4 protein-coding genes and 1 pseudogene are annotated in these 6,133 nt (G+C 49.0%); 4 read left to right on the top strand and 1 reads right to left on the bottom strand.

What is annotated here, in order from left to right:
* Positions 1–69 precede the first annotated feature (69 nt).
* Complete coding sequence (gene xylA / locus FDW87_RS12985) at positions 70–1,392, bottom strand: xylose isomerase (RefSeq protein WP_016154925.1); 1,323 nt, start codon at positions 1,390–1,392, stop codon at positions 70–72.
* Between the two features lie 365 nt (positions 1,393–1,757).
* Here xylA and xylF point away from each other — a divergent pair, with 365 nt between their 5' ends.
* The 4 genes and pseudogenes from xylF to xylR form a co-directional block, all read left to right on the top strand.
* Complete coding sequence (gene xylF / locus FDW87_RS12980) at positions 1,758–2,750, top strand: D-xylose ABC transporter substrate-binding protein (protein WP_016154926.1); 993 nt, start codon at positions 1,758–1,760, stop codon at positions 2,748–2,750.
* A gap of 109 nt (positions 2,751–2,859) precedes the next feature.
* Entirely contained in the window at positions 2,860–4,401 is a 1,542-nt protein-coding gene (locus FDW87_RS12975) for a xylose ABC transporter ATP-binding protein (protein WP_046275786.1), read from the top strand.
* Positions 4,379–5,560, top strand: coding sequence for a xylose ABC transporter permease XylH (gene xylH, locus FDW87_RS12970; protein WP_016154928.1), 1,182 nt, complete (start codon positions 4,379–4,381; stop codon positions 5,558–5,560). The genes FDW87_RS12975 and xylH overlap by 23 nt, the downstream gene beginning before the upstream one ends.
* 80 nt (positions 5,561–5,640) lie before the next feature.
* A pseudogene (gene xylR, locus FDW87_RS22545) lies at positions 5,641–6,133 on the top strand (D-xylose utilization transcriptional activator XylR); the annotation flags it as partial.

The raw sequence follows: 6,133 nt of genomic DNA, 5'->3' as shown, positions 1-6,133 counted from the left end.
GGCATCGTTCCTTAAAGAAAGGCCCGGTCGCGCGAGCTGACCGGGCTTACGGACATGCTCAGAGACCCGTTATTTGTCGAACAAATAATGGTTCACCAGATTTTCCAGCAATTCCTGATGACCGCTCTGGTGCACTGGCGCCAGGTTGTGTTGTTCAGCGTACTGCGCAATTTCCGTCAGCGTCATCTGCCCTTTCAGAATTTGCTGGCCCAGCTCACCATTCCAACCGGCATAACGTTTAGCCACGCGCTGATCCAGACCACCGTCTTCAATCATACGCGCCGCAATTTTCAGCGACAGCGCCATGGTATCCATCGCGCCAATATGACCATAGAACAGATCGTATTTATCGGTACTCTGACGACGAACCTTGGCATCGAAGTTCAGGCCACCGGTGGTGAAGCCGCCGGCTTTCAGGATTTCGTACATCACCAACGCATTCTCTTCTACGCTGTTCGGGAACTGGTCAGTATCCCAGCCCAGTTGCGCGTCCCCACGGTTGGCATCGACAGAGCCAAACAGGCCCAGTGCGATAGCGGTGGCGATTTCGTGATGGAACGAGTGACCCGCCAGCGTGGCGTGGTTGGCTTCGATATTCAGTTTGATCTCTTTTTCCAGACCGAACTGCTTGAGGAATCCGTATACGGTCGCCGCATCGTAATCGTACTGGTGCTTGGTCGGTTCCTGCGGCTTCGGCTCGATAAGCAAAGTGCCCTGGAAACCGGTTTTGTGTTTGTGTTCCACGACCAGTTGCATGAAGCGACCAATTTGCTCACGTTCCTGCCGCAGATCGGTATTCAGCAGCGTTTCATAGCCTTCACGACCGCCCCACAGAACGTAGTTTTCACCGCCTAATTTATGCGTGGCATCCATAGCCGTAACCACCTGAGTGGCGGCCCAGCTGAACACTTCCGGATCCGGGTTCGTGGCCGCGCCCGCGCCGTAACGTGGGTTGGTGAAGCAGTTTGCCGTTCCCCACAGTAGCTTCACGCCGCTCTGTTCCTGTTTTGCCGCCAGTACATCAACCATCTGCGCAAAATTGTTTTTGTACTCTTTCAGCGACGCGCCTTCCGGCGAGACATCCACGTCATGGAAGCAGTAGTAGGGCACGTTCAGTTTGTGGAAAAACTCGAACGCCACGTCCGCCTTGCGCTTCGCTAATTCCAGCGCTTCACCGGGCTGCTGCCACGGGCGATTAAATGCACCAACACCAAACATATCTGCACCATTCCAGCAGAAAGTGTGCCAGTAGCAGGCAGCAAACCGCAGGTGATCTTCCATACGCTTGCCTAACACTAACTCATCAGAGTTGTAGTGGCGAAATGCTAATGGATTAGTTGATTTGGTGCCTTCATAACGAACGCGCTCAAGCTGGTCAAAATAGGCTGGCATAATGAACTCCATAATCAGGTAATGCGGCGGGTGATGGATAATGTCGTAATATTGGGCACTCCCCACCTATTGCTCAATTATGTTATTTCATACTGCCATTGAGATAATTCACAAGTGTGCGCTACTTCTCAAAATAAAATCTGAACAATTTAAAAATTGTTACTTATCAAACTTAAATGCAACCCAGGTAACGAATCATTTAAAATACGATCCCGGTCATAAATCAAGAAATAAACCAAAAAACGTAATTGGAAGATAAAAATCTATAATTGCCTTCCCGCCGTTACCTGTTAAAACTCTGCTACGTCTTATGCTGTGATTGTTACTTTTACTGCTGTTTCTCCCCTACAAAAGGCATCACGATTATGAAGATGAAGAACATTTTACTTGCTGTTTGCACATCCCTTTTACTCACCAGTGTCGCAGGTCATGCCAAAGAAGTAAAAATCGGTATGGCGATTGATGATCTCCGCCTGGAACGCTGGCAGAAAGATCGCGATATTTTCGTCAACAAAGCTGAATCGCTTGGTGCGAAAGTATTTGTACAATCGGCGAATGGTAATGAAGAAACCCAAATGTCGCAGATTGAAAACATGATAAACCGGGGCGTGGATGTCCTTGTGATAATCCCTTACAACGGCCAGGTATTAAGCAATGTTATCAAAGAAGCAAAACAAGAAGGGATCAAGGTGCTGGCTTACGATCGCATGATCAATGATGCTGACATCGATTTTTATATCTCTTTCGATAATGAAAAAGTAGGTGAATTACAGGCTCAATCATTAGTCAATATTGTTCCCGAAGGGAATTATTTCCTGATGGGTGGCTCACCCGTTGATAACAACGCGAAGCTGTTCCGCGCTGGACAAATGAAAGTATTAAAACCTTATATCGACAGCGGAAAAATTAAGGTAGTGGGCGATCAATGGGTTGACGGCTGGTTACCGGAGAATGCGTTGAAGATTATGGAAAATGCGCTAACCGCCAACAATAACAAAATTGACGCAGTAGTTGCCTCAAATGACGCCACAGCTGGCGGTGCGATTCAGGCGCTGAGTGCGCAAGGATTATCAGGAAAAGTCGCTATTTCCGGACAAGATGCAGACCTTGCAGGCATCAAGCGCATTGTCGCCGGGACTCAAACCATGACGGTTTATAAACCTATTACATTGCTCGCAAATACCGCTGCGGAAATCGCCGTCGAACTGGGAAATGATCAACAGCCTAAAGCAGATACTTCGCTGAATAATGGCCTGAAAGATGTCCCTTCCCGACTACTCACACCTATTGATGTTAACAAAGATAATATTAACGAGACCGTCATTAAAGACGGATTCCACAAGAAAAGCGATCTGTAAGCCATGTGCCCTCTGCAAATCAGAGGGCAATAAAACGTGGTGTCAAATTCGCCACGGATATACGTGAATGTCCACGCAGGGTTCTCTTATTGGCTTATGTGGAGCAGTTATGCCATATCTTCTTGAAATGAAAAACATTACCAAGACATTCGGCGTAGTGAAGGCGGTTGATAACGTTAGCCTTAGGATCAATGCTGGCGAAATCATTTCATTATGCGGTGAAAATGGTTCGGGTAAATCGACGCTAATGAAAGTTCTGTGCGGAATTTATCCGCATGGAACCTACGAAGGCGAGATCATTTTTGCTGGCGAAGCCATCCGTGCCAGCCATATTCGTGATACCGAACGTAAGGGTATTGCGATCATCCACCAGGAATTAGCCCTGGTGAAAGAGTTAACAATACTGGAAAATATTTTCCTCGGTAACGAAATGACCCGTAACGGCGTTCTTGATTACGAGATGATGACGTTACGCTGTCAAAAATTACTCGATCAGGTCAGTTTGTCTATTTCGCCAGATACGCGCGTGGGCGATTTAGGATTAGGGCAACAACAGCTGGTAGAAATTGCAAAAGCGCTGAATAAGCAGGTCCGCTTACTTATTCTGGATGAACCAACGGCCTCCCTCACCGAGCAGGAAACTGCAATACTGCTGAATATTATACGTGACCTACAACAGCATGATATCGCCTGCATTTATATTTCACACAAATTGAATGAAGTTAAGGCCATCTCGAATACCATTTGCGTTATTCGCGACGGTAAACACATCGGCACACGCGATGCGACCAACATGACTGAAGACGATATTATCACCATGATGGTTGGTCGTGAGCTCACCGCACTTTACCCCAGCGAGCCTCATACCACGGGAGAAGAGATTTTACGGGTTGAGAATCTGACAGCCTGGCATCCCGTCAATCGCCATATAAAACGCGTCAACGACATTTCTTTCTCACTCAAGCAGGGCGAAATTCTCGGCATTGCCGGACTCGTCGGTGCAGGACGTACCGAAGCCGTACAGTGTCTGTTTGGCGTCTGGTCTGGTCGTTGGGAGGGAAAGATTTTTATTGAAGGCACTCAGGTGCATATCCATAACTGCCAGCAAGCTATTGCTCATGGCATCGCCATGGTGCCTGAAGACAGAAAAAAAGATGGCATTGTTCCGGTGATGGCTGTGGGGAAAAATATCACGCTGGCTGCACTCGATAAATTTACCGGGGGCATGAGCCATCTTGATGATGCCGCTGAACAAAAATGCATTCTGGAATCGCTTCAACAGCTCAAAGTAAAAACATCGTCCCCCGACCTTGCGATCGGGCGTCTGAGCGGAGGGAATCAGCAAAAAGCGATTCTCGCACGTTGCCTCCTGTTAAATCCCCGGATTCTCATTCTTGATGAACCCACCAGGGGTATTGATATCGGCGCCAAATATGAAATCTACAAACTCATCAACCAGCTCGTCCAGGAAGGCATTGCCGTGATTGTCATCTCCTCTGAATTACCTGAAGTGCTCGGACTAAGCGATCGCATCCTCGTGATGCATGAAGGAAAACTGAAAGCTAACCTGGTAAATCATAACCTGACTCAGGAGCAGGTGATGGAAGCCGCATTAAGGAGCGAACATCATGTCGAAAAACAATCCGTCTGAAGCGAAACTTTCTCCCTCTATCACAGGTGGTTTCCCAGCAATAAAATCGCTTAACTTGCAAGTCTTCGTCATGATTGCGGCGATTATCGTGATTATGCTGTTTTTCACGTGGACCACTGATGGCGCATACCTGAGCGCACGTAATGTCTCGAACCTGCTTCGACAGACTGCGATTACCGGTATTCTTGCCGTGGGTATGGTGTTTGTGATCATTTCCGCTGAAATCGATCTCTCTGTCGGTTCCATGATGGGATTATTGGGCGGCGTAGCGGCGATCTGTGATGTTTGGCTAGGCTGGCCTTTACCGCTGACGGTGATCGTAACCCTGACTCTGGGATTGCTCCTCGGGGCATGGAATGGATGGTGGGTTGCTTACCGCAAGGTTCCGTCGTTTATCGTCACCCTTGCGGGAATGCTGGCTTTCCGCGGTATTCTGATTGGCATCACCAACGGCACCACCGTATCCCCCACCAGCGCAGCAATGTCTCAGATTGGTCAGAGCTACTTGTCTGATGGCACAGGCTTTGTCATCGGTGCTCTCGGCTTAATGGCGTTTGTTGGCTGGCAATGGCGAGGCCGTATGCGTCGCCAGGCGTTAGGCCTTGCCACTCCCGCATCAACGTCGGCTGTGGGTCGCCAGGCATTCACAGCCATTGTCGTCTTAGGGGCAATCTGGCTATTAAACGATTATCGTGGTGTTCCAACGCCCGTCCTGCTGCTGACGCTGCTGCTGCTCGGTGGGATGTTTATGGCCACGCGCACGGCATTCGGTCGGAGAATTTACGCCATTGGCGGGAATCTGGAAGCCGCCCGCCTTTCAGGTATCAACGTTGAACGCACCAAACTTGCCGTTTTCGCTATTAATGGTTTGATGGTCGCCATTGCCGGGCTCATTCTTAGCTCCCGGCTTGGCGCAGGTTCCCCTTCCGCAGGGAACATTGCAGAACTGGATGCCATTGCCGCATGTGTCATCGGGGGAACCAGCCTGGCGGGAGGGGTCGGGAGTGTTGCCGGCGCCGTCATGGGCGCATTCATTATGGCTTCTCTCGATAATGGAATGAGTATGATGGACGTCCCCACCTTCTGGCAATACATAGTGAAAGGGGCGATATTGTTGTTGGCGGTATGGATGGACTCAGCAACCAAACGTCGTTCCTGAATTTAAGAAGTGGGTGTATCTCAATGCCGGTTAATGCAACCGGCATTGTCTTATCTACATGATTCAGCAGGAAAAGAACCATGTTTTATAAACGTCATCGTATTACGTTGTTATTTAATGCCAATAAAGCCTACGACCGTCAGGTGGTTGAAGGGGTTGGCGAGTATCTGCAAGCGTCGCAATCGGAGTGGGATATCTTCATAGAAGAAGATTTTCGTGCTCGCATTGATAACATTAAAGAGTGGTTAGGCGACGGCGTTATTGCCGATTATGACGATGATGATATTGCGCAATTACTTGTCGATGTGGATGTTCCGATCATTGGCGTTGGGGGTTCCTACCATCTGCAGCAAGATTATCCACCAGTACATTACATTGCCACCGACAACCACGCGCTGGTAGAAAGCGCCTTCCTGCATCTGAAAGAGAAAGGGATTAACCGGTTTGCATTTTATGGTCTTCCGGCTTCAAGCGGTAAACGCTGGGCCGCAGAACGTGAATATGCGTTTTGCCAGTTGGTTGCCAAAGAGAAGTACCGCGGCGTCGTCTATCAGGGGCTGGAAACCGCGCCGG

This window comes from Citrobacter sp. wls826, from assembly GCF_005281245.1.
Classification (GTDB): domain Bacteria; phylum Pseudomonadota; class Gammaproteobacteria; order Enterobacterales; family Enterobacteriaceae; genus Citrobacter; species Citrobacter braakii.
The sequence above is the reverse complement of the archived record's forward strand: the minus strand, read 5'-3'. Positions and strand labels throughout refer to the sequence as shown.

Excerpts from the sequence above, each read along its gene's own strand:
- xylA (WP_016154925.1), bottom strand. The coding sequence starts at position 1,392 with ATGCCAGCCTATTTTGACCAGCTTGAGCGCGTTCGTTATGAAGGCACC.
- xylF (WP_016154926.1), top strand. The coding sequence starts at position 1,758 with ATGAAGATGAAGAACATTTTACTTGCTGTTTGCACATCCCTTTTACTC.
- FDW87_RS12975 (WP_046275786.1), top strand. The coding sequence starts at position 2,860 with ATGCCATATCTTCTTGAAATGAAAAACATTACCAAGACATTCGGCGTA.
- xylH (WP_016154928.1), top strand. The coding sequence starts at position 4,379 with ATGTCGAAAAACAATCCGTCTGAAGCGAAACTTTCTCCCTCTATCACA.